25 protein-coding genes, 1 tRNA gene and 1 pseudogene are annotated in these 23,595 nt (G+C 53.4%); 12 read left to right on the top strand and 15 right to left on the bottom strand.

The window, feature by feature from the left end; translation table 11 throughout:
• Positions 1 to 86: 86 nt before the first annotated feature.
• Positions 87 to 1,844 (top strand): sulfite reductase subunit alpha, encoded by a 1,758-nt coding sequence (locus F7Q90_RS01745; protein ID WP_006121726.1) that lies wholly within the window; start codon positions 87 to 89, stop codon positions 1,842 to 1,844.
• A gap of 107 nt (positions 1,845 to 1,951) precedes the next feature.
• Here the strand turns inward: F7Q90_RS01745 and sspB are convergent, their stop codons facing one another.
• The 5 genes from sspB to zapE form a co-directional block, all read right to left on the bottom strand.
• Entirely contained in the window at positions 1,952 to 2,437 is a 486-nt protein-coding gene (gene sspB, locus F7Q90_RS01740) for a ClpXP protease specificity-enhancing factor (protein ID WP_006121725.1), read from the bottom strand.
• 3 nt (positions 2,438 to 2,440) lie between these two features.
• Positions 2,441 to 3,082 carry a stringent starvation protein SspA gene (gene sspA / locus F7Q90_RS01735; protein ID WP_006121724.1) on the bottom strand — a complete coding sequence of 214 codons (642 nt, stop codon included), beginning with the start codon at positions 3,080 to 3,082 and terminating at the stop codon, positions 2,441 to 2,443.
• Between the two features lie 316 nt (positions 3,083 to 3,398).
• Positions 3,399 to 3,791: a 30S ribosomal protein S9 gene (rpsI, locus tag F7Q90_RS01730; protein WP_006121723.1), complete on the bottom strand. Its 393-nt coding sequence runs from the start codon at positions 3,789 to 3,791 to the stop codon at positions 3,399 to 3,401.
• A gap of 15 nt (positions 3,792 to 3,806) precedes the next feature.
• Complete coding sequence (gene rplM, locus F7Q90_RS01725; RefSeq protein ID WP_006121722.1) at positions 3,807 to 4,235, bottom strand: 50S ribosomal protein L13; 429 nt, start codon at positions 4,233 to 4,235, stop codon at positions 3,807 to 3,809.
• A 225-nt stretch (positions 4,236 to 4,460) separates the two neighbouring features.
• Positions 4,461 to 5,588: a cell division protein ZapE gene (gene zapE / locus F7Q90_RS01720; protein ID WP_006121721.1), complete on the bottom strand. Its 1,128-nt coding sequence runs from the start codon at positions 5,586 to 5,588 to the stop codon at positions 4,461 to 4,463.
• A 177-nt stretch (positions 5,589 to 5,765) separates the two neighbouring features.
• On the opposite strand from zapE, the gene zapG reads away from it, so the two are divergent.
• The 3 genes from zapG (at position 5,766) to degS (ending at position 8,804) form a co-directional block, all read left to right on the top strand.
• Complete coding sequence (gene zapG, locus F7Q90_RS01715) at positions 5,766 to 6,167, top strand: Z-ring associated protein ZapG (RefSeq protein ID WP_006121720.1); 402 nt, start codon at positions 5,766 to 5,768, stop codon at positions 6,165 to 6,167.
• Between the two features lie 109 nt (positions 6,168 to 6,276).
• Positions 6,277 to 7,653, top strand: coding sequence for a serine endoprotease DegQ (degQ, locus tag F7Q90_RS01710; RefSeq protein ID WP_006121719.1), 1,377 nt, complete (start codon positions 6,277 to 6,279; stop codon positions 7,651 to 7,653).
• An 89-nt stretch (positions 7,654 to 7,742) separates the two neighbouring features.
• Positions 7,743 to 8,804 carry an outer membrane-stress sensor serine endopeptidase DegS gene (gene degS / locus F7Q90_RS01705; RefSeq protein WP_006121718.1) on the top strand — a complete coding sequence of 354 codons (1,062 nt, stop codon included), beginning with the start codon at positions 7,743 to 7,745 and terminating at the stop codon, positions 8,802 to 8,804.
• Between the two features lie 126 nt (positions 8,805 to 8,930).
• Here the strand turns inward: degS and epmA are convergent, their stop codons facing one another.
• On the bottom strand, positions 8,931 to 9,908 hold the full coding sequence (gene epmA / locus F7Q90_RS01700; RefSeq protein ID WP_006121717.1) for an elongation factor P--(R)-beta-lysine ligase: 978 nt from the start codon (positions 9,906 to 9,908) through the stop codon (positions 8,931 to 8,933).
• A 134-nt stretch (positions 9,909 to 10,042) separates the two neighbouring features.
• On the opposite strand from epmA, the gene F7Q90_RS01695 reads away from it, so the two are divergent.
• Positions 10,043 to 10,567: a lipocalin family protein gene (locus F7Q90_RS01695; RefSeq protein WP_006121716.1), complete on the top strand. Its 525-nt coding sequence runs from the start codon at positions 10,043 to 10,045 to the stop codon at positions 10,565 to 10,567.
• A gap of 49 nt (positions 10,568 to 10,616) precedes the next feature.
• Here the strand turns inward: F7Q90_RS01695 and F7Q90_RS01690 are convergent, their stop codons facing one another.
• The 3 genes from F7Q90_RS01690 to efp all read right to left on the bottom strand — a co-directional run bounded on the left by F7Q90_RS01690 (position 10,617) and on the right by efp (position 11,605).
• The gene (locus F7Q90_RS01690) at positions 10,617 to 10,751 is read right to left on the bottom strand and encodes an entericidin A/B family lipoprotein (protein WP_006121715.1); all 135 of its coding nucleotides are present in this window, start codon (positions 10,749 to 10,751) and stop codon (positions 10,617 to 10,619) included.
• Positions 10,752 to 10,857: 106 nt separating this feature from the next.
• Positions 10,858 to 10,989: an entericidin A/B family lipoprotein gene (locus tag F7Q90_RS01685; RefSeq protein ID WP_006121714.1), complete on the bottom strand. Its 132-nt coding sequence runs from the start codon at positions 10,987 to 10,989 to the stop codon at positions 10,858 to 10,860.
• 49 nt (positions 10,990 to 11,038) lie between these two features.
• Entirely contained in the window at positions 11,039 to 11,605 is a 567-nt protein-coding gene (gene efp, locus F7Q90_RS01680) for an elongation factor P (protein WP_006121713.1), read from the bottom strand.
• A 40-nt stretch (positions 11,606 to 11,645) separates the two neighbouring features.
• Here efp and epmB point away from each other — a divergent pair, with 40 nt between their 5' ends.
• Positions 11,646 to 12,674, top strand: a complete 1,029-nt coding sequence (gene epmB / locus F7Q90_RS01675) for an EF-P beta-lysylation protein EpmB (RefSeq protein WP_006121712.1) — start codon at positions 11,646 to 11,648, stop codon at positions 12,672 to 12,674.
• A gap of 155 nt (positions 12,675 to 12,829) precedes the next feature.
• On the opposite strand, the gene F7Q90_RS01670 is transcribed toward epmB, so the two are convergent.
• From F7Q90_RS01670 to F7Q90_RS01655, 4 genes are all read right to left on the bottom strand, one after another.
• Complete coding sequence (locus F7Q90_RS01670) at positions 12,830 to 13,180, bottom strand: DUF4156 domain-containing protein (RefSeq protein WP_006121711.1); 351 nt, start codon at positions 13,178 to 13,180, stop codon at positions 12,830 to 12,832.
• A 193-nt stretch (positions 13,181 to 13,373) separates the two neighbouring features.
• Positions 13,374 to 15,023 carry a chaperonin GroEL gene (gene groL / locus F7Q90_RS01665; RefSeq protein WP_006121710.1) on the bottom strand — a complete coding sequence of 550 codons (1,650 nt, stop codon included), beginning with the start codon at positions 15,021 to 15,023 and terminating at the stop codon, positions 13,374 to 13,376.
• A 48-nt stretch (positions 15,024 to 15,071) separates the two neighbouring features.
• On the bottom strand, positions 15,072 to 15,365 hold the full coding sequence (locus F7Q90_RS01660; RefSeq protein WP_006121709.1) for a co-chaperone GroES: 294 nt from the start codon (positions 15,363 to 15,365) through the stop codon (positions 15,072 to 15,074).
• A 228-nt stretch (positions 15,366 to 15,593) separates the two neighbouring features.
• On the bottom strand, positions 15,594 to 16,055 hold the full coding sequence (locus F7Q90_RS01655; RefSeq protein WP_006121708.1) for an FxsA family protein: 462 nt from the start codon (positions 16,053 to 16,055) through the stop codon (positions 15,594 to 15,596).
• Between the two features lie 328 nt (positions 16,056 to 16,383).
• Here F7Q90_RS01655 and aspA point away from each other — a divergent pair, with 328 nt between their 5' ends.
• From aspA to F7Q90_RS01625, 6 genes are all read left to right on the top strand, one after another.
• Positions 16,384 to 17,820, top strand: a complete 1,437-nt coding sequence (gene aspA / locus F7Q90_RS01650) for an aspartate ammonia-lyase (RefSeq protein ID WP_006121707.1) — start codon at positions 16,384 to 16,386, stop codon at positions 17,818 to 17,820.
• A gap of 113 nt (positions 17,821 to 17,933) precedes the next feature.
• The gene (locus tag F7Q90_RS01645; protein ID WP_006121706.1) at positions 17,934 to 19,235 is read left to right on the top strand and encodes an anaerobic C4-dicarboxylate transporter; all 1,302 of its coding nucleotides are present in this window, start codon (positions 17,934 to 17,936) and stop codon (positions 19,233 to 19,235) included.
• Between the two features lie 57 nt (positions 19,236 to 19,292).
• Positions 19,293 to 19,607, top strand: coding sequence for a divalent cation tolerance protein CutA (cutA, locus tag F7Q90_RS01640; RefSeq protein ID WP_006121705.1), 315 nt, complete (start codon positions 19,293 to 19,295; stop codon positions 19,605 to 19,607).
• Positions 19,583 to 21,283 (top strand): protein-disulfide reductase DsbD, encoded by a 1,701-nt coding sequence (locus F7Q90_RS01635; protein WP_006121704.1) that lies wholly within the window; start codon positions 19,583 to 19,585, stop codon positions 21,281 to 21,283. Before cutA ends, F7Q90_RS01635 begins: the two co-directional genes overlap by 25 nt.
• A 64-nt stretch (positions 21,284 to 21,347) precedes the next feature.
• Positions 21,348 to 21,926 (top strand): division control transcriptional repressor DicD, encoded by a 579-nt coding sequence (gene dicD / locus F7Q90_RS01630; protein ID WP_006121703.1) that lies wholly within the window; start codon positions 21,348 to 21,350, stop codon positions 21,924 to 21,926.
• A 106-nt stretch (positions 21,927 to 22,032) separates the two neighbouring features.
• Positions 22,033 to 22,108 (top strand) — tRNA-Phe (locus F7Q90_RS01625).
• A 276-nt stretch (positions 22,109 to 22,384) separates the two neighbouring features.
• Here the strand turns inward: F7Q90_RS01625 and F7Q90_RS01620 are convergent.
• Together F7Q90_RS01620 and F7Q90_RS01610 are read right to left on the bottom strand one after the other, a co-directional pair.
• Positions 22,385 to 23,344, bottom strand: coding sequence for a tyrosine-type recombinase/integrase (locus F7Q90_RS01620; RefSeq protein ID WP_006121702.1), 960 nt, complete (start codon positions 23,342 to 23,344; stop codon positions 22,385 to 22,387).
• Positions 23,345 to 23,413: 69 nt separating this feature from the next.
• Positions 23,414 to 23,595, bottom strand: a pseudogene (locus F7Q90_RS01610) (IS5/IS1182 family transposase); the annotation flags it as partial.

Here is a 23,595-nt window from a genome sequence, read left to right as displayed (position 1 = left end):
CAGACGGCCGCTGAGAGGACGGGTTTCGCCACACTCACGGCGGTGCGAAACATGACGGTTAAGAGCGGGATTGAGTAAAGGTATCCATGAAAATTCCATACATTCCTGAAGATGCACCTTTCAATGGTGATCAGAAATACTGGCTGGCGGGCTTTCTGGCTGGCCTGCACTCCCGTTTGCTGGTGTTAGAAGACAAACAGCAACCTGCCGCGGGCAACGCCGCCGCTGCAACGACCCAACTGCACATTCTTTATGGTTCGCAGACCGGTAACGCTGAAGCTCTGGCCCAGTCTGCGGCCAAATCGGCCCGTGCTAAAGGCCTGGTGCCTGTCGTTCAGGCGCTGGGCGATGTGGATCTCGACGTGTTTGCCACAATGCGCCACGTGCTGATCGTCACCTCGACCTACGGTGAAGGTGAAATGCCGGACAATGCCCAGCTATTCTGGGACGCCATCTCCGCCAGTACCGCACCGCGTCTGGAGCAGATGCACTTTGCCGTTCTGGCTATCGGCGACACCGGCTATGACGGTTTCTGCCAGGCCGGTAAATTCCTGGATATGCGCCTTGAACAGCTGGGAGCCAAACGTGTTGTTGATCGTATTGACTGCGATATTGATTATGAAGAGCCTTCGCATGCATGGCTGAACAGCACGATGCCACAGTTCGCCAGCAGCGCAGGCAGCAGCGGCACGGTTCTGGAGAGCGCACCGGAAGCCCCGGTCATCCCCGGCAGCAACAAATCCAATCCCTATGCCGCAGCACTCATCACCAACAAGCGCCTGTCGAGTGAGCAGTCTGCGAAAGACATTCGCCATTTCGAATTTGATCTGACTGACAGCGGTCTGAAGTACGAAGCGGGCGATGCGCTGGGTGTGATCCCGGTGAACGAACCGTCGCTGGTCAGCCTGCTGCTGACACAGCTGAACGCCGATTATCAGACGCCCGTCCCCGGCTTCGACAGAAGTCTTGGCGATCTGCTGACCTACCAGTTTGAAATTTCTGAGCCTTCACGCAAGCTGATTGAGTGGGTTGGACAGAACACCACGAACCAGGAACTGCGTCACGTACTTCAGCACGATGATAAAGATGCCCTGGGTGTCTGGCTGTGGGGCAAAGATACGCTGGACCTGCTGCAACTTGAGCTGACCCGCAGCCTGAGCGTGCCTGAGTTCGTCGCCCTGCTGCGTCCGCTGCAGCATCGTGCCTACTCCATTTCGTCCAGTTCCAAAGCGCATCCTAACCAGGTTCACCTGACAATTGCGGCTGTGCGCTATCACAGTGGCGGCCGCAACCGTAGCGGAGTCTGTTCAACCTACCTGGCCGAGCGCGTGCGTCGTGGCGAAAAGCCGGCGATCTTTATTTCGCCGAATAAATCCTTCCGGGTTCCGGCCAACGGCAATGCGCCCATGATCATGGTCGGCCCGGGTACCGGCATCGCCCCTTTCCGTGCGTTCCTGCAGGAACGTCAGGTGACCGGTGCGCAAGGCAAAAACTGGCTGTTCTTTGGCGATCAGCATCAGGAGCATGACTTCATTTACCGTGAAGAACTGACGGCCTGGCATGAGAGCGGTTTGCTGACGCGTCTCGATCTGGCGTTCTCACGCGACCAGGACAAAAAAGTCTACGTGCAAAACCGCATGCTGGAACAGGGCGCAGAACTGTACGCCTGGTTGCAGGAAGGTGGGTATTTCTACGTCTGTGGTGATGCCTCACGCATGGCGAAAGACGTGGATAATGCACTGTATGAAATCGTACGCCAGTTTGGTGGCCTGTCCAGCGAGCGCGCGGCGGACTACATCGATCAGTTGAAGAAAGAAAAACGCTACCTGCGCGACGTGTACTAATCTCAGCCGCAGAAAGCAAAAATCCGGGTACGCTGTGCGCCCGGATTTTTTTTCGCTCATCATTCTGACGATCAAAAAAATGCCTGTCGGCTGACAGGCATTCTGATTTATTTCACCACACGCAGTGCGGGACGACCGCCGCGCGGTGGCGGATCGTCATCAGGTGAGTTGTCGTCATCGCTGGCATCGTCAGGGCGATCGCCATCAATCACTGACATGACCGTCTCTTCCTGGTTTTCCGGGAACGCCTGGGATGCCCCTTCATAAGCCGGTTCAGGCTCAAACATGGTTCCCGCACCGTTTTCACGCGCATAGATGGCCAGAATGGCCGCCATCGGCACGTTCACCTGGCGCGGCACGCCACCAAAGCGGGCATTAAACGAGACTTCCTCGTTACCCAGCTCAAGATTGCCTACAGCGCGCGGCGCAATGTTGAGGACGATCTGACCGTCCCGTGCATATTCCAGCGGAACCTGAACGCCCGGCAGGTTGATATCGACCACCAGATGCGGCGTCAGCTGGTTATCCAGGAGCCAGTCATAAAAAGCCCGCAGCAAATAGGGGCGACGGGCCGTAAGTTGCGACATTTCCATAAATCAGCCCCGGGCTTGCAGGCGCATTTCACGTTCAGCTTCAGTCAGTGAAGCAAGGAAGGAGTCACGTTCAAATACGCGGTTCATATAGCCTTTCAGCTCTTTTGAGCCCGATCCCAGCAGATCGATGCCCATTGACGGTAAGCGCCACAGCAGCGGTGCCAGGTAGCAGTCAACCAGGCTGAACTCGTCGCTCATAAAGAAAGGTGAACCTCCAAACAGGGGGGCAATCGCCAGTAACTCTTCACGCAGCTGCTTACGCGCCGCTTCGGCTTCCTGAACGCTGCTGTTCTCGACCTTTCTCATCAGGCTGTACCAGCCTTGCTCGATACGGTGCATCATCAAACGGCTTTCGCCACGCGCAACCGGATAAACCGGCATCAAAGGCGGGTGTGGGAAACGCTCATCAAGGTATTCCATGATGATGCGTGATTCATACAGTGTCAGTTCGCGATCAACCAGCGTCGGCACAGTACGGTACGGATTGAGGTCAATCAGATCCTGCGGCAGGTTATCCATTTCGACCTGCTCGATCTCTACGCTGACACCTTTCTCGGCCAGCACAATACGCACCTGATGGCTAAAAATGTCAGTAGGACCAGAAAACAGCGTCATTACCGAACGTTTGTTGGCAGCGACAGCCATGAAAACCTCCCAGTTTGTTCACAAAAAGTTACTGCGAATGGCCAACCACACGGCGACTCACCTGCTCATAGAACTCGCTCGCAATCCGCGCTAACCACTCCCGACTGATGCCAGGCGCATAACGCGCCAGCTTGCGGGCGCAAAGTGACAGGGAGTTTACCAGATTTTAGGCAGCTTGTGGGCGGGGGAATGCATTTTTGCGGGTAAAATGCGAACAGCATTGTTGTTTTCTGTGACTGCGCCGCCTGGCATGAAAAGCAAAAAACCCGCCGAAGCGGGTTTTTTGTGCCAACTGTGACTGCCGAAGCAGCAACAATTAACGTTTGGAGAACTGAGGACGACGACGTGCTTTACGCAGGCCGACTTTCTTACGTTCAACCTGACGAGCATCGCGAGTAACGAAGCCTGCTTTACGCAGTTCGCCACGCAGTGACTCATCATACTCCATCAGAGCGCGGGTGATACCGTGACGGATCGCGCCTGCCTGACCAGAGATACCACCACCTTTAACGGTGATGTACAGGTCCAGTTTGCCAACCATATCAACCAGTTCCAGAGGCTGACGCACGACCATGCGTGCAGTCTCACGACCGAAATACTGCTCCAGAGAGCGTTGGTTGATGACGATGTTACCGCTACCCGGCTTGATGAAGACGCGTGCGGATGAGCTTTTGCGGCGACCAGTGCCGTAGTTTTGAGTTTCAGCCATTGCCTTTAATCCCGATTAAATGTCAAGAACTTGCGGTTGCTGTGCCGCATGGTTGTGCTCGTTACCTGCGTAAACTTTCAGTTTACGGTACATAGCACGACCCAGCGGGCCCTTCGGCAGCATGCCTTTAACCGCGATCTCAATCACGCGCTCAGGACGGCGAGCAATCATCTCTTCAAAGGTCGCCTGTTTGATACCACCGATGTGACCAGTGTGGTGATAGTAAATCTTGTCAGAACGCTTGTTGCCGGTGACAGCAACTTTCTCAGCGTTCAGAACGATGATGTAATCACCTGTATCAACGTGCGGAGTGTATTCCGCTTTATGCTTACCACGCAGACGGCGTGCCAGTTCAGTCGCCAGGCGACCCAAGGTTTTGCCAGTTGCGTCAACAACATACCAGTCACGTTGGACGGTTTCTGGTTTAGCTGTAAAAGTTTTCATCGAAAAGCTTACCCAAATTAAGTTACACGTTGGTGAAATCCCAAACGCTTAAGTAAACGAATGAGGCTCACACGACCATTTTGACCAGCAAGCCACCCCTTCGGATAGCGTTACCGGCGCGCAGAGGATTTGGGAAAAAAATCCAGTGCCGTAACGTGGGGTCGCAAGATTATAGAGAAGTCGATTACAAAAATCGAACTCTATTTTCATTTATTACCCGGAATCTCAGGGTAAATGCGCCAGCCGCAGATACTCTTCGCTCTGCATTTCCTGCAAACGCGACAGGCAGCGCTGGTATTCAAATTTCAGGCGCGTGCCCTGATAAATTTCGAACAGCGAGGTTTCCGCGGCGACGACCAGTTTGACATGGCGCTCGTAAAACTCATCCACCAGCGCCAGAAAACGCCGCGCCTGATCTTCCGTTTTATAAATCATGACCGGCACATCAAACAGCAGCACGCTGTGAAAGCGGCGCGACAGTTCGATGTAATCGTGCTGGCTGCGCCCTTCCCCACACAGGGTTTTGAAGTCGATTGCCACCACGCCTTCACTGACACCCAGCGTGGGCATTTTGCGATGGTTGATCTCCAGCACCGGTGCGCTGTCGCGTTTTTCCCCTGACAGCGCCTGGAACATGCGATCCATATCGGCGTAGGTTTCTGGCCCTAAAGGAGACTTCCACAGATGCGCCGACGTCAGCGTGCGCAGACGGTAATCAATGCCCGCATCAACGTTCATGACGTCACAATGTTGCTTGATCTGCTCAATGGCCGGCAGGAAACGCGCGCGCTGTAAACCGTTTTTATAGAGGTTATCGGGCGGAATATTCGAGGTGGCGACCAGGCTGATGCCCCGTTCGAACAACGCTTCCATTAACGTGCCCAGCAACATGGCATCCGTAATATCGGACACGAAAAATTCGTCAAAGCACAAAATATCGGTTTCGGCTTTGAAGCGATCGGCGATGATCAGCAGCGGATCGCTGTGCCCCTGCAGTTCGGTCAGCTCTTCGTGCACGCGCAGCATAAAGCGGTGAAAGTGTAAGCGCAGCTTGCGGTTGCCAGGAATAGACTGAAAAAACAGATCCATGACCCAGGTTTTCCCGCGCCCCACGCCGCCCCACATATACAAGCCACGTACCGGCGTTTTGAACTGGGATTTCTCTTTACCCATCAGCTTCGACAGACGACCAAACAACCCCTGCGAGGCAGGTTCAGTCGTCTGCTGGCGGGCGATGAGCCCTTGCTGGATAGCATCTAAGCGGGTGATCGCTTCACGTTGTACATCGTCGGGCTTAAAATCGCCCTGCGATAGCGCCTGCTCATAGCGGGCAAGCGGAGATGAGGTTTGCATGGTTCGCTCAGTGTCCCTGAATGTTGTCTTATTCACACATCGTTTGTCGAAAAAAAGGCCGCTCTACACTAAGGCATGGCGCTCCAGAGTTCCACATCCATAAGATTAACGGGTATAGTGACTATTATTAAGTGGTGCAACGCCCTACGGAACAACGGAAATAACACGGGAGTCATTATGACCTGGGAATACGGGCTAATTGGTTTAGTGGTAGGTATCATTGTCGGCGCAGTAGCCATGCGTTTTGGCAACAGGAAACTGCGCGAGCAGCGCAGCATGCAGTATGAGCTGGATAAAACGAAAGCCGAACTGGCTGATTATCGTGAAGAGCTGACCAACCACTTTGCGCAAAGCGCCGAGCTGCTTGACAACATGGCACGCGATTACCGTCAGCTTTACCAGCATATGGCGAAAGGATCTAATGACCTGCTGCCAAACATGCCTGGCGACAAAAATCCCTTTGCCTGGCAACTAACCGAAGCGGAAGCCGATAACGATCAGGCACCGGTTCAGATGCCACGCGATTACTCAGAAGGCGCTTCCGGTTTACTGCGCGGTGAACGCGCCGTGCGCGACTAAGCGCATCGGGCACAGCCACGCTGTGCCCGCTGTTTTTGCGAACCCCGGCCGCAAACGGCTGTCTCACTGATTTATTCCCCCCACTTTTTGCAGCGAGAGCGTTGTAGCAATGAAAAAACAAGCACGACTGTTAAGCGCGTTAGCCTTGAGTATTGGAATGAGTCTTGCCGCTGCGCCCGTCGCAATGGCGACGCTACCTGCACAGATTCAGGGGCAGCCACTGCCCAGCCTGGCACCGATGCTGGAAAAAGTGTTACCTGCCGTGGTCAGTGTGCATGTTGAAGGCACGCAGTCGGATTCACAGGCCCAGGATATTCCTGAACCCTTAAAGCGTTTCTTTGGCCAACTGCCTGGCGGCGGTCAGTCTCAGCCACAACCGTTTGAAGGCCTGGGTTCCGGCGTCATTATCGACGCCGCGAAGGGCTACGTGTTAACGAACAACCACGTGGTCAACGGCGCCGATAAAATCAATGTCCAGTTGGGCGACGGCAGTGAATATGACGCCAAACTCATCGGTCACGATGAACAAACGGATATTGCCCTGATTCAGATCCAGGGCGCTAAGAACCTGACGCAGATTAAAGTCGCGGATTCCGACCAACTTAAGGTGGGCGATTTTGCCGTCGCTATTGGTAATCCCTTTGGGCTGGGCCAGACGGCTACGTCCGGGATTATTTCGGCACTGGGCCGCAGCGGACTGAATCTTGAGGGGCTGGAGAACTTTATCCAGACGGATGCCGCCATCAACCGCGGTAACTCCGGCGGTGCGCTGGTGAATTTAAACGGCGAACTGATTGGTATTAACACCGCCATCCTCGCCTCCAGCGGAGGTAATATCGGCATTGGCTTTGCGATTCCAAGCGATATGGCAATCAACCTGGCCGATCAGTTGATTAAGTATGGCGAAGTCAAACGCGGTCAGCTTGGCATTAAAGGCACGGAAATGACTGCGGATATGGCCAAGGCGTTTAACGTCGATGCCCAGCGCGGTGCTTTCGTGTCTGAAGTTCTGCCGCAGTCAGCGGCACAGAAAGCCGGTATTAAGTCGGGAGATATCATTGTTTCTGTGAATGATAAACCCATCACCAGTTTTGCTGAGTTGCGCGTAAAAATCGGCACCACGGCACCCGGCGAGAAAGTGAAGCTGGGCCTGCTGCGTGAAGGCAAACCCGTCAGCGTTGAGGTCACTCTTGAGCAGAGTGCTCAGACAACCGCCAGCGCACAACTGCTGTCACCGGCTCTTCAGGGTGCCACGCTAAGCGATGGTCAGACGAAAACCGGTGATAAAGGCGTGAAGATTGACGGCATCGAAAAAGGCACGCCGGCTGAACAAGTGGGCCTGCAAAAAGATGATGTCATCATTGGCGTTAACCGCACGCGCGTCCAGAATATTGCCGAAATGCGCAAAGTGCTGGAAGCTAAACCACCTGTGCTGGCGCTGAATGTCGTGCGCGGTCAGGAAAGCATCTATCTGTTATTGAGATAAACCACGCATAATGGCGGACACAAGCACGTGTGTGTCCGCCCCGCGCATGGTATTCTCCCCAACGTTCTCCCCTGACGTGATTTAACACCATGTTTCTTAAACTTTTGCGTTCAGTGGTGTTGGGACTGATTGTTGCGGGCATCTTGCTCGCAGCGTTGCCCGCACTGCGTTTGGGCGGTGCTGCCCTCTATAGTCAAAATGACAGTAACGATGAAACGCCCTTTGGCTTCAATCAAGGGGTGCGCCGCGCTGTGCCTGCCGTGGTCAACGTTTATAACCGCAGTACGCAAGGGAACAATAACCGTGGTATCACCACGCTGGGTTCCGGCGTGATCATGAATGCCAAAGGCTATATTCTGACCAACAAGCACGTCATTAATAATGCCGATCAAATCATCGTCGCTCTGCAGGATGGCCGCTTCTTCGAGGCGACGCTGGTTGGGTCGGATGCGATGACCGATTTAGCGGTGCTGAAAATCACCGCGCCGAATCTGCCGGTGATCCCCATTAATCCCAAACGTGTCGCACACATTGGCGATGTCGTGATGGCCATTGGTAACCCCTATAACCTTGGGCAAACGGTCACGCAGGGCATTATCAGCGCAACGGGTCGGGTCGGACTGAGCTCGTCAGGCCGCCAGAATTTCCTGCAGACCGATGCCTCTATTAACCAGGGCAACTCCGGTGGCGCGTTAATCAATTCGCTGGGCGAGCTGATGGGAATTAACACCCTGACCTTCGACAAAAGCAGCGACGGTGAAACGCCCGAGGGAATCGGTTTTGCCATTCCCACCGCACTCGCGTCGAAAATCATGGATAAGCTGATTCGCGATGGCCGGGTTATACGTGGCTACATCGGTATCACAGGGCGCGAAGTGCCCCCGCTGCACGGTCAGGGAAACAGTCTGGACAGAGTTCAGGGGATTATCGTCAGCGTCGTTAGGCCCGGCGGTCCGGCGGATAAAGCCGGTATTGAGCCTAACGATGTGTTGCTGAGCGTAAACGGAAAACCGGCTATATCGGCACAGGAAACCATGGACCAGGTTGCCGAAATTCGTCCCGGCTCAGTGATTGATGTCCAGGTGCTGCGTAATGATAAGAAGCTGACCCTGCCGGTGACGATTCAGGAGTTTCCGGACAACAGTCAGTAGGCAAAATATTTTGACGGGAACGCCCGTCCCAAGGAAAAAAACAGACAAGGCCGCGCATTGCGCGGCCTTGTCTGTTTCTGGCTCAGGTCAGTAGGCTTCTCAGCGTAAGCTGGCGCGAAGCCTTGACTAGCAGCGGTCTACCGGAAAGGCGATAACCTCACTCAGCGAGTCGGCCTTCAGTGCCAGCATAATCAACCGATCTATGCCCAGCGCTACGCCTGAACAGGCTGGCATGCCATGTTCCAGCGCCGCCAGCAGGTAATGATCAATCGGGTGCTGCGGCAGCCCGCGTGCTGCACGGCGGCGATTATCCTGTTCAAAACGCTGACGCTGTTCACGGCTGTCCGTCAGTTCACGGAAGCCGTTCGCCAGTTCAATGCCCTTGTAATAAACCTCAAAGCGTTCGGCAACGCGATGGTCTTCTGTGCTGATCTCCGCCAGTGCCGCCTGGCTGGCCGGAAAGTGATAGACAAAACAGGGCTTATCCTGACCAATTTTGGGTTCCACGCCCAACATAAACAGCAGCATCAGCAAGGTATCGCGATCCTCTTCCCGATTCGCCAGCTCGCCCTCACCCAGCTTTTCTGCGGCCTCCCGCAATTGCGTTTTATCCGCAGAAAGCGGGTCCAGATCAAGATGACGAATAAACGCCTGCTGATATGAGAGGGATTCCGCGCTGTCGCACTCCAGCACCTCCTGAAGCAAATCGTCCACTTCGTTCATCAGCCGGTACATATCATAATGGGGGCGATACCACTCCAGCATGGTGAATTCAGGATTGTGGTGCCGTCCGGCCTCTTCATTGCGGAAACAACGTCCCATCTGATAAATCGGCCCGCTACCGGCTGCCAGCAGGCGTTTCATATGGTATTCCGGGCTGGTCATCAGCCAGAGGTCGCATCCGTCGGACATGCCGGGGCCGACAAACCGCGTCTGGAAAGGCACCAGATGGATATCGGTGACGGTCGCCTGACTCATGGCTGGCGTATCCACTTCCAGTACGCCACGATCGGCAAAGAAACGACGCACTTCAGCCACAATGCCTGCGCGTTTAATTAAATTGGCAATGGACGCGCCCGGTTGCCAGCTTGCCGTTTCACTCATGGTGATGACTCCTGATACAAATAAGGGTGGGAAGTCTACTCGCAATGGCGGTGCCAGACAATCGTGGCGCAAAACTGTCCAATAAACTGGCCGGGTTCTATAATTAACAGGTTAAATAACAAAGGAATCTTTTTATGTCTCCATGGAAAACACTGGTCGCCAGCCTGAGTACCTTCTTGTCCGTTGCCTGCTCAACCATACCGCCGAAGAATGTTACCGTCGTTGAACACTTCGACAGTGAGCGTTATCTCGGTCAATGGTATGAGATTGCCCGGCTGAATCACGGCTTTGAACGCGGTCTTGAACAGGTGACGGCAAACTACAGTCCTCGGGAAGACGGCGGCCTCAAGGTGGTTAACCGCGGCTATAACCCGAAAAAGCAGCGCTGGCAGGAGAGCGTGGGCAAAGCTTACTTTACCGGCGACAAACAACGCGCCGCGCTCAAAGTTTCTTTCTTTGGCCCCTTTTATGGTGGCTATAACGTTATTGCGCTGGATCCCGACTACCGCTATGCGCTGGTCTGCGGACCTAACCGCCACTATTTATGGATTCTGTCCCGCACGCCACAGCTGGACAACGACGTGAAGCAAAAGCTTGTACAGCAGGCACGTCAGGCCGGTTTCCCGGTAGACGAGTTGATTTGGGTAAAACAGGGATAGAAGAGAAAATAAAGCCGGTACGAAAGAAGTTCGTACCGGTTTTTGGAGCTTACTGCGCGCTACGTTGAATCGCCTGACCGCCTGCTTCAACGTCTTCGCCAACGCCACGCGTGGTATTACAGCCTGACAACAATGCTGATAACATCACCACAGAAAAAATCGCAACAATACTTTTCTTTAACATAAGCCAGTTCCTTTTTTACGTTGCATTAAAAGTACAGCTTTTAAAGCATAGACCGATTACGCCACGCTGCGAGCCTAACCCGCTGAAAAAAGGAAATTCTGCCGTGTTACTTCGCGGCGCGAGAAATAGCCCCACCCAGGTGAGAAACATCCTCGCCAAAACCGTGAAAGGTATTACAGGCGCTCAGTCCAGAAGAGACCAGCAACGCCAGCGCGATAAGTTTTGCCAGCTTTTTCATTGTTGAAACTCACATAAAAAAGGCGCATCACAGGATGCGCCTCTCAGGATTATTTTACGCGTGAAACGTATTCGCCAGAGCGGGTGTCCACTTTCACCACCTCGCCAATCTGAACGAATAAAGGCACTTTAATGACGGCGCCGGTAGACAGCGTGGCAGGCTTGCCACCTGTACCCGCGGTATCGCCTTTCAGGCCTGGGTCAGTTTCAATCACTTCCGCTTCGATAAAGTTCGGTGGCTGAACTGCAATCGGTTTATCGTTCCACAAGGTTACGATACACTCCGCATTGTCCTGCAACCACTTCTGTACTTCATCCAGCACTTTAGCTTCAACCTGGTACTGCTCAAAGCTTTCCGGGTGCATGAAGTAGTAGAAATCGCCGTCGTTGTAAGAGTACTGCAGCGTCATATCCTTCACGTCTGCGCCTTCGGCAGAATCGGTTGATTTGAAGGTTTTCTCAACGCGTGAACCGGTCAGCAGACGACGCATTTTTACACGTGCAAACGCCTGACCTTTACCCGGCTTAACAAACTCGCTTGATTCGATGGCATAAGGCTCGCCTTCGAACATGATTTTAAGACCGGTACGGAAATCGTTGCTAAGATAAGTCGCCATAAAGGCCCTCTGTAGATATTAACTGGTAATAGCCAAAAAAATGGCACACATTGTAACCCTAAATTCTCCTTCCAGAGAAGATTGGTTGCAGCAACTTGCTGATGTTGTCACTGATCCTCATGAATTACTGCAACTTTTAGCGCTCGATCATCTTCCGGATCTGGCTGCTGGCAGCGATGCACGTCGGCTTTTTGCCCTGCGCGTGCCGCGCGCATTTATCCAGCGGATGAAAAAAGGCGATGCGCAGGATCCCCTTTTGCTTCAGGTATTGACCAGCCGCCAGGAATTCATTGAAGCGCCAGGTTATAGCACCGATCCGTTAGATGAGCAAAACAGCGTGGTGCCGGGATTACTGCACAAATACCAAAACCGGGCCTTGCTGCTGGTCAAAGGTGGCTGCGCCGTGAATTGCCGTTACTGCTTCCGCCGTCATTTTCCTTATCAGGATAATCAGGGCAATAAGCGTAACTGGCAGGCAGCGCTTGATTATATTGCCGATCACCCTGAACTGGATGAGATTATCTTTTCTGGCGGCGATCCGTTAATGGCGAAAGATCATGAGCTCGCCTGGCTGATTGAGGCGCTGGCTGCCATTCCCCATCTGAAACGGTTACGCATTCACAGCCGACTGCCGGTGGTGATCCCTGCGCGCATTACGCAGGCGCTCTGTCAGACGCTGGCGGAAACGCGCCTTCAGGTACTGAAGGTCACCCACATCAATCATGCCAACGAGATCGATGACGCCCTCTGCGACGCCATGACGCGCCTTAAGCGCGCTGGCGTAACGTTACTCAATCAGAGCGTGTTGCTGCGCGGCGTGAACGATCGGGCGCAATGCCTTGCGGCATTGAGCAACGCACTGTTTGATGCGGGCATTCTGCCCTACTACCTGCACGTACTGGATAAAGTGCAGGGCGCGGCGCATTTCTATGTTTCGGATCAGGACGCGCGTGCCCTGATGCGCGATCTGCTGCCTTTGGTCTCCGGTTATCTGGTACCGAAGCTGGCGCGCGAAATCGGGGGGGAGCCCAGTAAAACCCCCCTGGATCTGCAACTTCGGCAGGAATAATCCGGCCCTGACAAGCCCTGTTTCGGCACTGAAGCAAAGCCTCGCGGAACGGTTGCACTTCAAACAAATACAGCCTCTTTCATTTCATCAGCGCATAAAAAAACGACCGGCACGCGGGCCGGTCGTCTCAGAAATCTTGCCAGTTCATTGCCCGATCAGTTAGGGCACTTATAAACCTGGCCGGTCATTTTACTGTCGAGTGGTGCAAACGCTGAAAGCAGGTTTTGTGTCGGGCTGGTCGCACCGTAAATCACGTTACCGCCCATTTCTGCTGCACGGTTACGCAGATCGTTAGCCGCACCACGCAGTGCGCTGGTTTCACCACCGGCTCCGCTTAACCAGTTACTTTGTGAGCCGGTCAGGGTGCCCAGAAGCTGACACTGTTTGCCAGGCTGCTGATCGGTAAAGGTGACGCGCTGACCTGCAGAAGAGAGTTCGGTTGAGCTGCTGCAGCCCGCAAGCAATAACGCGCCAGCCGTCAGACCGAGCAAGAGGTTAATCCGCATTATAATCCCCATTTATTATCATCAGAGTCGGATGGCAGCGTAGCAGAAAAACACGCATTTTTTCTGCACATTCATTGCCCTAATCCGTGCCAACGTAACCGTTGCGCCACTACTTATACCTTTTCCTCAGCAAAAGAAAAACCCCCGACCGTTTCCGATCGGGGGTTCCTGTGACGCAAGGGTCAGGGGGCAATTACATCATGCCGCCCATTCCGCCCATGCCACCCATACCGCCAGCGCCTGCACCTAAATCTGGCGCATCGCTTTTCGGCAGGTCAGTGACCATACATTCGGTGGTGATCATCAGGCCAGCAACCGACGCCGCGTACTGCAGTGCAGAACGGGTCACTTTGGTTGGGTCCAGAATACCGAAGTCGATCATGTTGCCGTATTCTTCAGTCTGCGCGTTGTAACCGTAGTTACCGTCGCCCGCTTTCACGTTGTTGGCAACAACAGAAGGCTCTTCACCGGCGTTAGAAACGATTTGACGCAGCGGAGCTTCCATTGCGCGCAGCGCAACTTTGATACCCACGTTCTGGTCTTCGTTCTGGCCACGCAGTTCTGACAGCTGTGCTGCCACACGAACCAGCGCCACACCACCACCTGCAACCACGCCTTCCTCAACCGCAGCACGGGTTGCGTGCAGGGCATCTTCAACGCGCGCTTTCTTCTCTTTCATTTCAACTTCAGTCGCTGCGCCTACTTTCAGTACGGCTACGCCGCCTGCCAGTTTAGCCACACGCTCCTGCAGTTTTTCTTTGTCGTAGTCAGAGGTCGCTTCTTCGATCTGCTGACGAATCTGGGTAACGCGGCCCTGGATGGTGCTTTCTTCACCCACGCCATCGATGATAGTGGTGGTGTCTTTATTGATAACCACACGCTTCGCCTGACCCAGATCTTCCAGCGCAGCTTTTTCCAGCTCCATACCGATCTCTTCAGAGATAACGGTACCGCCAGTCAGGATAGCGATATCCTGCAGCATCGCTTTACGACGATCGCCGAAGCCAGGTGCTTTAACCGCAGCCACTTTCACGATACCACGCATGGTGTTCACCACCAGGGTAGCCAGCGCTTCGCCTTCTACGTCTTCCGCGATGATCAGCAGCGGTTTGCCTGCTTTCGCAACGGCTTCCAGCACTGGCAGCATTTCGCGAATGTTAGAAATTTTCTTGTCAGCCAGCAGGATGAACGGGGATTCCAGTTCTACTGCGCCTGTTTCTGGCTTGTTGATGAAGTACGGAGACAGGTAACCGCGGTCGAACTGCATACCTTCAACCACGTCCAGCTCGTCTTGCAGACCGGTGCCTTCTTCAACGGTGATAACGCCTTCTTTACCCACTTTTTCCATCGCCTGCGCGATCAGGGTACCGACGGTTTCATCAGAGTTTGCAGAGATGGTACCCACCTGCGCAATCGCTTTAGAGTCTGAGCAAGGCACAGACAGTTTTTTCAGTTCTTCAACTGCAGCAACAACCGCCTGGTCGATACCGCGCTTCAGATCCATCGGGTTCATGCCCGCCGCAACGGCCTTCAGGCCTTCGGTGATGATGGACTGCGCCAGTACGGTTGCCGTGGTGGTACCGTCGCCCGCCGCATCGTTGGCTTTAGAGGCAACTTCTTTCACCATCTGCGCACCCATGTTTTCGAACTTGTCTTCCAGCTCGATTTCACGCGCAACAGAAACGCCATCTTTCGTGATGGTCGGTGCACCAAAAGATTTATCCAGAACTACGTTACGGCCTTTAGGACCCAGGGTAACTTTTACTGCATCTGCCAGTACGTTTACGCCACGCAACATTTTTACGCGTGCGTCATTACCGAATTTTACGTCTTTAGCTGCCATTTCAAATTTCCCTTAAATTCGTTTCGTTCAGTGAATTACGCGTAAAACTTACGCTTCAACAATCGCCAGAATGTCGCTTTCAGAGATGATCAGGACTTCTTCATTGTCGATTTTCTCAGTTTTGGCACCGTAGCCTTCGCTGAAAATCACAACGTCACCCACTTTCACATCCAGCGGCTTCACTTCGCCACTTTCAAGAATACGGCCTTTACCCACAGCCAGCACTTCACCGCGCGTGGATTTGCCTGCAGCAGAACCGGTCAGCACGATGCCACCCGCTGACTTAGCTTCCACTTCTTTACGCTTCACGATTACGCGATCGTGTAATGGACGAATTTTCATTTGATAGCTCTCCTTTGAGAAGTCCAATCATTCATTTTTGGGTTGAATACCGGGCTGTGTGGCTTCCGGCCTCGTGACCAGAGAGATAGGGCCGCGCTTTCCCTCTTTCAAGGGGGGAACCTACAAATTTTTTTGCCTGATGATGCGACTGATGACTTTTTGAACAAAGGTGGCAAACGGGCGGGTGAACAAACAAAAAGCGCGACCCGACGTCGCGCAGGGTGGGGATTAACGATCCTTAGGATCGTCATGGTGTTCAAGACGATCGGTATCTTTACGTTCGTACTCGCCATCCATGGTATAGCCACTGTCCGGGCCCGCTCCCGGCCCGCGCCAGACGCGCAAATGCGGCATCAGCTTCAGCGTGAGGTGCTTTTGCACCGGTGGCAGCAGCAGAAGCAGCCCCAGCATATCGGTAAAGAAACCAGGCAGCAGCAGCAGGAAACCGGCAATGATCAGCGAAACGCTTTTGATCATCTCCTGTGCCGGGCTTTCATTACGTGCCAGCTTCTCCTGCATCAGCATAAAGTTTTTCATGCCCTGATTTTTGACTAAAGACACGCCAATGCAGGAGGTGAAAACCACCAGCAGCATGGTGAGCAGCACGCCCAGGACGTGTGCAACCTGAATGAAAAGTGAGATCTCAATCCAGGCCAGTACGAAAAAGATCACTAACGGTAACCAGCGCACCGGATTCTCCTGTGAGTCAGGCTGCCCGGTCGTTAACCCGACAGCGTGGAAAATGAATGTGAAAAAGGTAAAAAACAGAGATGGTTATTCTGATCGTCAATTTCAACCGCACCCGGCAAATTTTTGCTTACGGGTTATTTTTGTGAGCGATTTCACATATTGTTAACGTAACGCGGCCAGACAGGTGATCTCTGTTCGCGCTTTGCGTCTCTGTCAGAATAGGATCGTGCTCACCTGCCTGAATACGGATAAAATAGCGGTTCTGGCGCTTCCCCACAAAACAAACACATCATCTGCGATGGTTAGCAGTGACAACAAGAAGGTTATCATGGCGAACAACATTCGTATCGAAGAAGACCTGTTAGGCATGCGTGAAGTTCCGGCGGATGCTTACTATGGCGTTCATACTTTGCGTGCGATTGAAAACTTTTACATCAGCAACAGCAAAATCAGTGACATTCCTGAGTTTGTTCGCGGCATGGTGATGGTGAAAAAAGCCGCGGCGATGACAAACAAAGAGCTACAGACCTTACCGCGTGATATCGCCAACACCATTATTCAGGCCTGCGATGAAGTGCTGAACAACGGTCGCTGCATGGATCAGTTTCCGGTTGATGTTTATCAGGGCGGCGCAGGCACCTCGGTGAATATGAATACCAATGAGGTACTGGCGAATATTGGTCTGGAACTGATGGGGCATCAAAAAGGCGAATATCAGTATCTGAACCCGAACGACCACGTGAATAAATGCCAGTCCACTAACGATGCCTATCCGACGGGTTTTCGTATTGCCGTGTACAGCTCACTGCTGAAACTGCTCGACGGTATCAGTCAGTTAGCGGACGGGTTTCAGCGTAAAGCCGATGAATTCCAGACCATTTTAAAAATGGGTCGTACCCAGCTACAGGATGCGGTGCCGATGACGCTGGGCCAGGAGTTCCATGCCTACAGCGTTCTGCTGAATGAAGAGACGAAAAGCATTTTGCGCACTGGCGAACTGCTGCTGGAAGTGAACCTGGGCGCAACCGCTATCGGTACGCGCCTGAACACGCCGGACGGTTACCAGCAGCTGGCGGTGCAGAAACTGGCGGAAGTCAGCAACCTCGCGGTAGTGCCCGCCGAAGACCTGATCGAAGCCACTTCAGACTGCGGCGCCTATGTCATGGTGCATTCATCACTCAAACGCCTGGCTGTCAAACTGTCGAAGATCTGTAATGACCTGCGCCTGCTTTCTTCCGGCCCACGCGCGGGCCTGAACGAGATTAACCTGCCGGAGCTGCAAGCCGGTTCCTCCATCATGCCTGCCAAAGTGAATCCGGTGGTGCCTGAAGTCGTCAATCAGGTGTGCTTCAAGGTGATTGGTAACGATACGACGGTCACGATGGCGTCGGAAGCCGGCCAGCTTCAGCTCAACGTCATGGAGCCGGTCATCGGTCAGGCGCTATTTGAATCGATCAGCATTCTGACCAACGCCTGCTATAACCTGCTGGAAAAATGCGTCAACGGTATCACGGCGAACAAAGCGGTCTGCGAAGCCTACGTGTTTAACTCCATTGGGATTGTGACCTATCTGAACCCTTATATCGGCCACCACAATGGTGACATCGTGGGTAAAATTTGCGCCGAAACCGGCAAAAGCGTGCGCGAGGTGGTGCTGGAGCGCGGCCTGCTGACCGAAAGCGAGCTGGATGATATTTTCTCTGTGCAAAACCTGATGTATCCGGTTTACAAGGCGAAACGCTATACCGATGAAAACGAACAGTAAGGCGTAATTGCGCTTACTGGTGTAAAAGGCACATCGTAATCAAAACGATGTGCCTTTTTGTTTGTTAAAAGGATGGGTTTGCTTTCGGCTCATCATCATTTCGGGAGTGACACATGTTCCTGGTTGAACTGTTTATCGTGGTACTGGCGATCTGGCTGGACGCGCGTCTTGGCGGGATCGGTATTGGCTTTGCGGGCGGCATGGGCGTGCTCATCCTGACGCTTGGCTTTGGTATGAAGCCAGGCGCCATTCCGTTTGATGTGATTGAAATCATCATGGCGGTCATCGCGGCGATTGCGGCCATGCAGGTTGCTGGCGGCATGGACTACCTGGTCAGCCTTGCCGAACGCCTGCTGCGTCGTCATCCCCGTTATGTCACCTTTCTTGCCCCGCTGGTCACCTATGTGATGACGCTGCTGGCGGGCACCGGTCATACCGCCTTCTCTACCCTGCCGGTCATCGCCGAGGTGGCGAAAGAGCAAGGCGTGCGTCCTTCTCGTCCGCTGTCGATGGCGATTGTCGCATCTCAGGTTGCCATTACCGCCTCGCCAATCTCGGCGGCGGTCGTCTTCTTTGCCACGCTGCTCGAACCGCGCGGCGTAAGCTATATCATGCTGCTGGCCATCGCCATTCCGGCTACCATGGTTGGGCTGTTTCTTGCCGCGCTGGTCACTAACTTCCTGGGAAAAGAGCTGAAAGATGACGCCGTTTATCAGGCTCGCCTGGCGAAAGGCGACGTGGCCCTGCGTGGGGAAACCGTCTATCACGCCAGACCTGGCGCCAGAAAGTCTGTCCTGCTGTTCCTGATCGGGATTGCTGCCGTGGTGATCTATGCGACCATTACCAGCGAAAGCGTAAACCTGATCGTCAATCCGCCCCTGCCGCGCAACGAAGCGATTGTGGTGTTTATGCTCACTATTGCCACGTTGATTAGTCTGACCTGTAATATTGACAGCGGCGCGATTCTGAGCGCCAGTACGTTTAAATCCGGTATGAGTGCCTGCGTCTGCGTCATGGGCGTAGCCTGGCTCGGCGATACCTTCGTCAAAGCCCATCTGGCTGATATCCAGATGCTGGCGGGGGATACCTTAAAAACCTATCCGTGGATGCTGGCGCTGGTATTGTTCTTTTCTTCGATGCTGCTCTATTCTCAGGCAGCAACCGCGAAAGCCCTGCTGCCTGCGGCGTTAGCCCTTGGCGTCACCCCTTTGACAGCTATCGCTTCTTTTGCCGCCGTGTCAGCGCTGTTTGTGTTACCGACCTATCCCACACTGTTAGCCGCCGTTGAGATGGATGACACTGGCTCGACCCGAATCGGTAAGTTCGTGTTCAACCATGCCTTTATCATTCCCGGCGTGCTGGCCATCACCCTGTCTGTCGTGTTCGGCTTTATTTTTGGTGGGCTTCTGCTGTAGTCCCGGCCGCACAGTGAACGTGCTATCATCGACGCGATTTTCAACAGGAGCCTCATGATGAATGCCGTTGTCATCCTCTGCACCGCCCCTGACCAGGCGTGCGCGCAGCAGCTTGCCACCCAGGCGCTGAAGGCCAGACTGGCCGCCTGTGTCACCCTTTTACCGGGTGCCACCTCGTACTACGTCTGGCAGGGCCAGCTGGAGCAGGCCAGCGAAGTTCAGATGTTACTCAAATGCGATACAGCTCATCAGCAGGCATTGCTCGATCTGCTTAAGCGCTCACATCCTTATGACGTACCAGAACTGCTGGTGCTTCCGGTTCAACATGGAGACAGTGAATACTTGTCATGGCTGCACGCATCGCTCGCTTAATTACCCTGATACTGGCCCTGTTTATCTGCCTGCAGGCGCAGGCTGACCTGTTTGCCCCCAAAACCACCAGCCGCTTTTTGCCCGTCGACCAGGCTTTTGCTTTTGATTTCGACCAACAGGGCGCACAGCTCAATCTGCACTGGAAGGTTAAAGACGGCTACTATCTCTACCGCCAGCAAATCAGGGTCGTCGCCAACAATGCGCGTATCGCGCCTGTGGCCTTGCCTGCGGGTCAGCCACACGAAGATGAATTTTTTGGTAAGAGCGAGATTTATCCGCAGAACCTGAACGTGCCCGTCACGCTACAACAGGCTGCCAGGGGCAGTACGCTGAGCGTGACGTATCAGGGCTGTGCTGCCGCTGGCTTCTGTTATCCACCTGAAACGCGCAGCATTCCACTCACACCCGTTGTCGCCAGCGAGGATGCAGACTCAGGGGAGCGCCCGCCCGCCACCGCCAGCCCGCTCCCCTTTTCGCCATTGTGGGCGTTGCTGATTGGTATCGGTGTGGCATTTACGCCCTGCGTCTTACCGATGTATCCCCTGATTTCGGGCATTATCCTTGGCGGTAAGCGTAACAACTCGCTGGGTCGCCTGTTCGCGCTGGCCCTGGTTTATGTGCAAGGAATGGCGCTTACCTATACCTTGCTCGGCGTGACAGTCGCCGCGGCTGGCCTGCGTTTTCAGGCGGCCTTACAGCATCCCTATGTCCTGATCGGTTTATCCGTGCTGTTTGTAGTGCTGGCCATGTCGATGTTTGGCCTGTTTTCGCTACAGTTACCCGCCAGCGTACAAACCCGTCTGACGCTGTGGAGCAACCGTCAGCAGGGCGGCTCACTGCCCGGCGTTTTCCTGATGGGCGCGCTGGCAGGTTTAATTTGTTCCCCCTGCACCACCGCGCCGCTCAGTGCCATCCTGCTCTATATCGCACAGAGCGGTAACCTGCTGGCGGGTACCGGTACATTGTGGCTGTATGCCATCGGTATGGGCTTACCGCTGATTGCCGTGACGCTGTTCGGTAGCCGCTTCCTGCCTAAAAGCGGCCCCTGGATGCAGACCGTTAAGGAAGGGTTTGGGTTCGTTATTCTCGCGCTGCCGGTTTTCCTGCTGGAACGGGTGCTGGGTGAGCTATGGGGCGTGCGCTTATGGAGCCTGCTGGGCGTCGCCTTTTTTACCTGGGCCTTCAGTGCCAGCCTGAGCGCCAGCGGCGGCAAATGGCGCATCGTGCAAATGCTCATGCTGATCGCCGCCCTGATCAGCGCTCGCCCTTTGCAGGACTGGGCGTTTGGCAATGACGCGCCACAGCAAACTGTCGCGCACCTTCCCTTTCAGTCTGTTCAAACGGTTAGCCAGTTAGATCAGGCGCTGCAACACACACAGGGCCGCATGACGATGGTGGATTTGTACGCGGACTGGTGCGTGGCCTGTAAAGAGTTTGAGAAGTATACCTTTAGCGACAGTGCGGTACGTGCCAGTCTTAAGGATGTCCAGCTGTTACAGGCTAACGTCACGGCGAACACGGCTACCGACAATGCGCTGTTGCAGCATCTTCACGTGCTGGGGCTGCCCACGATTTTATTCTTTGATGCTCAGGGAAAAGAAATTCCCGGTTCACGTATCACCGGTTTCCTGAAGCCAAAGGATTTTGACGAACATTTGCAGAAACTGCGTGAGTAAACAACACTGGAACCTGGACACAGCCCGTTGACCTGAACGGGCCTGCATCGCAGAGGAGAACGGTTTGCAACGTGAACAGATACTTGACCATGCATTAAACGTGCTTGAACAAAATGGCTTAGCGTCCACCTCGTCGCTGAAAATCCTGGCCGAAGAGATGCGACTCAGCGAGCAGCAACTTGAGCAGTTCTGGGCTGACCGCGACGCACTGCTCTATGACGCATTGCAGTTTCATGCCCAGCAAATCGACAGCTGGCGACAAGAGGTATTACAAAACAGCGCACTGCGACCCGAACAGAAGTTAATGGCGCGCTACGAAGGGTTAAATGAGCATGTCACCAAGGGACGCTTTCCCGGCTGCCTGTTTATCGCCGCCTGCAGCTTCTATCCGCATCCCGATCAACCCATTCATCAACTGGCAGAAAAACAGAAGCGCGCCTCCTGGGAATTTACCCACACTATTTTAAATGCGCTGGGTCTGGATAACCCGAGTATGGTGGCCGATCAAATGGAGCTGGTGCTGGAAGGCTGCTTAAGCAAGCTACTGATCAAGCGCAATGTGCAGGATGTGGATGTCGCCAAACGTCTGGCGGAAGATATATTAAGCATTGCCCTGTGCCGTAAAAATGGTGCACTGGCGTGAGTTTCAACGCCTTTGACTGAAATTCAGGCAATCAGTCACGTTTTACAGGGTTTTTTCATGAAAGCCGTTGACGGCCTGCGGCCTTTACGGTTTAATGCGCCCCGTTGCCCGAATAGCTCAGTCGGTAGAGCAGGGGATTGAAAATCCCCGTGTCGGTGGTTCGATTCCGCCTCCGGGCACCACTCTTCAGAGCCTGTTCGTTAGGGGTTGAGATCCTTAACGGGCATGACAGTGGTCCCCAGCATGATGTTGGTAGTTTGCTTACCGCACCATTGTTGAACACGGGACTTAAAGTCCGGAGGATGTTGTAGCATCCTCTGGACTTCTCACATCCTTAAAAAATACTTCAGCATCGTATTTACCTTTAGAAAAGTTTTCTGTCAATCTTTTGTAAAGGTTTCCATCCCTTTTTTTCCTCTTTTAGAATCATATCGTTAAGATTTGACTTAAGATTACTCTTAGGCCACCTCCAGCTGTTCGAGAACGCTCCTGACCTTGTTGATGTCGCTCTCAACGTATTGCAGAGTGACTGCAGGCGTTGAATGGCCCAGAAGATCCTGAGCCATTTTCAGGTTTCGTTCAGGCATACTCATCAGATTTGTAGCTATGGTGTGCCGGAATCGATGAGGACTCACAACAAAGCCACATTCATTTGAAAGCCGGCGAAAAAATGCACGCAATGGTGGATTATCCATGTTTTCACTTGTCTCATTTCTGCGACCATCAAATCGGGATAAATTGAAAAGCTGATCCTCCATCTTTGCTCCTCTTTCCAGAGAACGGTTGTAAAGCATTTCTAATCTTGGCCTCAGATGACGCGTGATCGGAACAAGATGCTCGCGATGGTTTTTTGCTCCTTCCGGTCGAAGGCTTATCCAGTTATGCATAAAATTAACGTCACATAATCGTATATGTAGAAGCTGATTCTGCCTCATCCCTGTCCTTCGTAAAGCATCCAGCACGGTAAGCCAGAACCATGCAGGCCTCAATGCCGACCTGTAGTTATAGTTTTTACCATACTGTTCATCCGCCTCCCTGGCCTCCATTAAAAGATATATTTTATTAATCTGGATATCAGTCAGGGTTTTCTTTCGCTTTACATCTGGCCGTGCAATCTTGCCATTAAAGGGATTTCTGGTTGCCGAAATATAACCTTCTTCAATCGCAAAGTTGAATAATGCTCTCATGTGTGTGAGCTTATTGTTCCATGTTGTTTTTGTCAGACCCTCCACATTAATCACATGTCTGCGCCAGTTTAAAACCAACCTGTCATCAACATCAGCAGGAGATATGGCTGCTCCAGCAAAGTTTAGGAAAGTCTTTAATACTTTTCTGTAACTCCATTCAGTTGCAACTCGAAGAGTTTTACTAAAAAAATATCCTTCTATAAGTTCATCAAATGAACATGAATCTTTCATTTTAACCTCAGTTTGGCTTTGTTGAATAAATCAGATTCGGGGCGAGTGTCCCTGTAGCAGGGCAGAGTTTCAGGCAATACGGACACTTTCTGGCATTCCTGCCTTTGTCATTCTGTTCAGCGCCCGAACCATGGCCAGAGCCTCTGCCACCTGCACATCATAATCACGCAGCGTCAGTGAACCTCCGAACAGCTGTTTTATCCGATACATCGCCGTTTCCGCTATCGAGCGACGGTTGTAATCTGTTGTCC

This window comes from Pantoea stewartii subsp. stewartii (assembly GCF_008801695.1).
In the GTDB taxonomy this organism is placed as follows: Bacteria; Pseudomonadota; Gammaproteobacteria; order Enterobacterales; family Enterobacteriaceae; genus Pantoea; species Pantoea stewartii.
This window is presented reverse-complemented; position numbering and strand designations above follow the sequence as displayed.

Excerpts from the sequence above, each read along its gene's own strand:
- F7Q90_RS01745 (WP_006121726.1), top strand. The coding sequence starts at position 87 with ATGAAAATTCCATACATTCCTGAAGATGCACCTTTCAATGGTGATCAG.
- sspB (WP_006121725.1), bottom strand. The coding sequence starts at position 2,437 with ATGGAAATGTCGCAACTTACGGCCCGTCGCCCCTATTTGCTGCGGGCT.
- sspA (WP_006121724.1), bottom strand. The coding sequence starts at position 3,082 with ATGGCTGTCGCTGCCAACAAACGTTCGGTAATGACGCTGTTTTCTGGT.
- rpsI (WP_006121723.1), bottom strand. The coding sequence starts at position 3,791 with ATGGCTGAAACTCAAAACTACGGCACTGGTCGCCGCAAAAGCTCATCC.
- rplM (WP_006121722.1), bottom strand. The coding sequence starts at position 4,235 with ATGAAAACTTTTACAGCTAAACCAGAAACCGTCCAACGTGACTGGTAT.
- zapE (WP_006121721.1), bottom strand. The coding sequence starts at position 5,588 with ATGCAAACCTCATCTCCGCTTGCCCGCTATGAGCAGGCGCTATCGCAG.
- zapG (WP_006121720.1), top strand. The coding sequence starts at position 5,766 with ATGACCTGGGAATACGGGCTAATTGGTTTAGTGGTAGGTATCATTGTC.
- degQ (WP_006121719.1), top strand. The coding sequence starts at position 6,277 with ATGAAAAAACAAGCACGACTGTTAAGCGCGTTAGCCTTGAGTATTGGA.
- degS (WP_006121718.1), top strand. The coding sequence starts at position 7,743 with ATGTTTCTTAAACTTTTGCGTTCAGTGGTGTTGGGACTGATTGTTGCG.
- epmA (WP_006121717.1), bottom strand. The coding sequence starts at position 9,908 with ATGAGTGAAACGGCAAGCTGGCAACCGGGCGCGTCCATTGCCAATTTA.
- F7Q90_RS01695 (WP_006121716.1), top strand. The coding sequence starts at position 10,043 with ATGTCTCCATGGAAAACACTGGTCGCCAGCCTGAGTACCTTCTTGTCC.
- F7Q90_RS01690 (WP_006121715.1), bottom strand. The coding sequence starts at position 10,751 with ATGTTAAAGAAAAGTATTGTTGCGATTTTTTCTGTGGTGATGTTATCA.
- F7Q90_RS01685 (WP_006121714.1), bottom strand. The coding sequence starts at position 10,989 with ATGAAAAAGCTGGCAAAACTTATCGCGCTGGCGTTGCTGGTCTCTTCT.
- efp (WP_006121713.1), bottom strand. The coding sequence starts at position 11,605 with ATGGCGACTTATCTTAGCAACGATTTCCGTACCGGTCTTAAAATCATG.
- epmB (WP_006121712.1), top strand. The coding sequence starts at position 11,646 with ATGGCACACATTGTAACCCTAAATTCTCCTTCCAGAGAAGATTGGTTG.
- F7Q90_RS01670 (WP_006121711.1), bottom strand. The coding sequence starts at position 13,180 with ATGCGGATTAACCTCTTGCTCGGTCTGACGGCTGGCGCGTTATTGCTT.
- groL (WP_006121710.1), bottom strand. The coding sequence starts at position 15,023 with ATGGCAGCTAAAGACGTAAAATTCGGTAATGACGCACGCGTAAAAATG.
- F7Q90_RS01660 (WP_006121709.1), bottom strand. The coding sequence starts at position 15,365 with ATGAAAATTCGTCCATTACACGATCGCGTAATCGTGAAGCGTAAAGAA.
- aspA (WP_006121707.1), top strand. The coding sequence starts at position 16,384 with ATGGCGAACAACATTCGTATCGAAGAAGACCTGTTAGGCATGCGTGAA.
- F7Q90_RS01645 (WP_006121706.1), top strand. The coding sequence starts at position 17,934 with ATGTTCCTGGTTGAACTGTTTATCGTGGTACTGGCGATCTGGCTGGAC.
- cutA (WP_006121705.1), top strand. The coding sequence starts at position 19,293 with ATGAATGCCGTTGTCATCCTCTGCACCGCCCCTGACCAGGCGTGCGCG.
- F7Q90_RS01635 (WP_006121704.1), top strand. The coding sequence starts at position 19,583 with ATGGCTGCACGCATCGCTCGCTTAATTACCCTGATACTGGCCCTGTTT.
- F7Q90_RS01620 (WP_006121702.1), bottom strand. The coding sequence starts at position 23,344 with ATGAAAGATTCATGTTCATTTGATGAACTTATAGAAGGATATTTTTTT.